Below are 2,899 nucleotides of genomic sequence, written 5' to 3'. Positions count from 1 at the left end.
AGGTGAGGCGTGCCTCCGGCGTCAAGGCGCGGCGCCTGCTCGGCTGGAGCCCGCGCGACAACGAGGAAATCATCGTGGCGACCGCCGAGAGCCTGATCCGGCTCGGGCTGGTGAAGCCGTAGTGCCGGCCAGCTCCTCGCAATCCTTGACGCACTGGACTTTTACTTGAATCGACGGCCGGTTCTTGCTTTGAAAACAACTCGTTCATCGCGGCTGATGCGATGGGCCTTTACGGTCTCGTGTGGGGTGGAGTGCTGATGGCCGCTGACGACAGGATTCTCGCCGCTGCCCAGCTCATCGCCACCAGCCGGCGCAACCGCACGCCGCTCAGAGCGCTGCCGGCCGCTATTGCGCCGCGGGATGAAGCGGAGGGCTATCGCATCCAGCGCGCCGTGCATGATCTGCTGCTGCCGTCGGTGGGGCCGCTGACAGGTTACAAGATCGGCTGCACCAGCCAGGTGATGCAGCAATATCTTGCCATCCCGCATCCGTGCGGCGGCGGTGTGTTCGCGAACGTCGTGCACGACTCCGGGGCCACTCTGCGTGCCCGCGACTACGTCCGCGTCGGCGTCGAATGCGAAATCGCGGTGCGGCTGGCGCACGACCTCGCCGCGGCGCAGGCGCCGTTCACGACGGAGCAGGTCGGTGCGGCGATCGAGGCCTATCTGCCGGCGATCGAGATCGTCGACGAGCGCTACGCCGGTTGGGAGACGATGGGCGCGCCGACCTTGATCGCCGACGACTTCTTCGCTGCCGGCTGCGTATTGGGGGCGCCACTGGCGCGGGCGTCCGCGCCCGATCTGCTGGATGTGGTCGGCCGCGCGCGGATCAACGGCGCCGAGGTCGGCAGCGGCACCGGTGCCGACGTGCTCGGCCACCCCCATCACGCGCTGGCCTGGCTCGCCGATCATCTGGCGCAGGAAGGGAAGGGCCTGCACGCCGGCCAGCTGGTGCTGACCGGCAGTCTGGTCAAGACGATCTGGCTGTCGCCCGGCGATCGTGTCAGGATGGAGCTGTCGGGACTGGGTACGGTCGAGGCGACGTTTGTGTGAATGAGCGCCGAAGAATATGATGAGCAGATTTGCCGGTGCCAGTCAGGTCGTGGAAGCGAGACTCACCGCGATCCTGAAATTGATCGAAGAGCACATGAAGGCGGATTGCCTGATGTATGACGGCCCGATGCTGTCCGGCGCCGAGGATTTCATCCGGAATGCGGTCGAGGACCTCGGCAATCTCCCCGACAAGAAACGCAAGCTGGTCTTCATCCTGGAGACCGATGGCGGCTATGCCGAAGTGGTGCGGCGAATCTCCGATGCGCTTCGGCACCACTATCGGGTGGTGGATTTCCTGGTCCCGAGTCATGCAATGTCGGCCGGCACCATCCTGGTGATGTCCGGCGATGCCATCCATATGGACTACCATTCGGTGCTCGGCCCGATCGACCCGCAGGTCGAGAACCAGGATGGCAATTCGATTCCCGCGCTAGGCTATCTCGTCCGGTACGAAGAGCTGCTCGACAAGGCCAATAGCGGCACCATTTCGACCGCGGAAATGGGCATCCTGTTGAACTTCGACCAGGGCAATCTCTATTCCTATCAGCAGGCGCGGGACCTCGCCGTCGCGCTGTTGGAGGAATGGCTGGTCAAGTACAAGTTCAAGGACTGGCGCAAGACCGAAACCACCAAGACCAACGTCACCTTGCAGATGAAGCGGGATCGCGCCAAGCAGATCGGCCAGAAGCTGAACGACGTGAAACGCTGGAACTCGCACGGCCTCGGCATCAGCATGGAGCGGCTGCGCCGGGAGCTCAATCTGAAGATCGATGATTTCGGCGAGGATCCCGAACTGCACCAGCATGTCCGGCGTTATCACACGCTGCTCAAGGACTATATGGGCGCCAACAGCCATCACAGCGTCATCCATACCCGCGAAGGCTACGAACCGTTGAGGATGAACACATGAAGCAAGCGATCACGGCGCTGGACGAAGCGGCGCTGCTGGCCAAAAACCCGCAGGTCGACCGCGACCTGCTGCGCGACAACGTCCGCAAGATCGCCGAGGCGAAGAAGGTTTTGGGCAAGGGGCGATCCGAAAAACCGGTGGTGCCGCCTTATGGCGGCCGGCGCATGATTTCCGATCAGGCCGGCAAGGCGAAGACGCGGTTCGGGGCGCGGAGGCCGTAGCAGGGGGGTGTGGGTTCGCCGGTTATTCGGGTCACCAATCAGGACAAGGATTCGATCGCTCCCTCTATCCGCTCTTGTGACCGGCCGCGTCGGCAAATTCTCGATCGATCGTCTGGTCCGATGCCTGGACCGACTGGACTCCAAGGTCGACCTCGTCGTGCGCCACAAGCCGCGCGGTGCCGCTTCGCGGGCGGTTGCTGCGTAAGCTCGACGGTGTTCGCCGTTATCCGTTCAGGGAAACCCTTGATGAACGGATTGACGGTAGCGAGGCCGCCGCGCTGCTCGGCGCGGACGAAGATGTTCGTATCCAGAGCCGTGCTCAATTCGAACCGACTCCTTCGGCAGATCGGCGAGCGGTGGATGGTTTGTCAGGAACGAGGTTCGAGGGATGGTTACACGTTACGGGGTCTAAAGACCCCGTAACGTAGCGTAACCACGTAATCCCGCCCAACCGGCACCGTCACGTAACCAGAACCGTGACCGTAACCACACGACCGGGAGTTCTGACTATCTGCGATTCATCGCCGACCACGTCCTTGAAAGGGATCGCGGAAGGCGAGAGGCCGAGTCAGAGCCGGGCGTTCCTTTCGGACTCGAGCGGTGATTGAAACAGGCCGCGTCGAAATCCGCGGCGCTGATCTCGACGTCGATGAAATGCCGCTGTCCATTGGCGCTTTCGGCCGGTTCCATTCGATTTGAGCGCAACCATTGCGGAT

The 2,899-nt window shown here is 62.8% G+C and carries 3 protein-coding genes and 1 pseudogene; all 4 read left to right on the top strand.

What is annotated here, in order from left to right; translation table 11 throughout:
• Window positions 1-122: pseudogene (locus tag WCB02_RS12510) on the top strand (aldehyde reductase); the annotation flags it as partial.
• Window positions 123-257: 135 nt separating this feature from the next.
• Entirely contained in the window at window positions 258-1,052 is a 795-nt protein-coding gene (locus WCB02_RS12505; protein WP_423958533.1) for a 2-keto-4-pentenoate hydratase, read from the top strand.
• A gap of 19 nt (window positions 1,053-1,071) precedes the next feature.
• Window positions 1,072-1,962 (top strand): SDH family Clp fold serine proteinase, encoded by an 891-nt coding sequence (locus WCB02_RS12500; protein ID WP_423958532.1) that lies wholly within the window; start codon window positions 1,072-1,074, stop codon window positions 1,960-1,962.
• Window positions 1,959-2,183, top strand: coding sequence for a hypothetical protein (locus WCB02_RS12495; protein ID WP_423958531.1), 225 nt, complete (start codon window positions 1,959-1,961; stop codon window positions 2,181-2,183). The genes WCB02_RS12500 and WCB02_RS12495 overlap by 4 nt, the downstream gene beginning before the upstream one ends.
• The last annotated feature ends 716 nt before the right edge of the window (window positions 2,184-2,899 follow it).

The organism is Bradyrhizobium sp. (assembly GCF_049581145.1).
Lineage (GTDB): Bacteria > Pseudomonadota > Alphaproteobacteria > Rhizobiales > Xanthobacteraceae > Bradyrhizobium.
The sequence above is the reverse complement of the archived record's forward strand: the minus strand, read 5'-3'. Positions and strand labels throughout refer to the sequence as shown.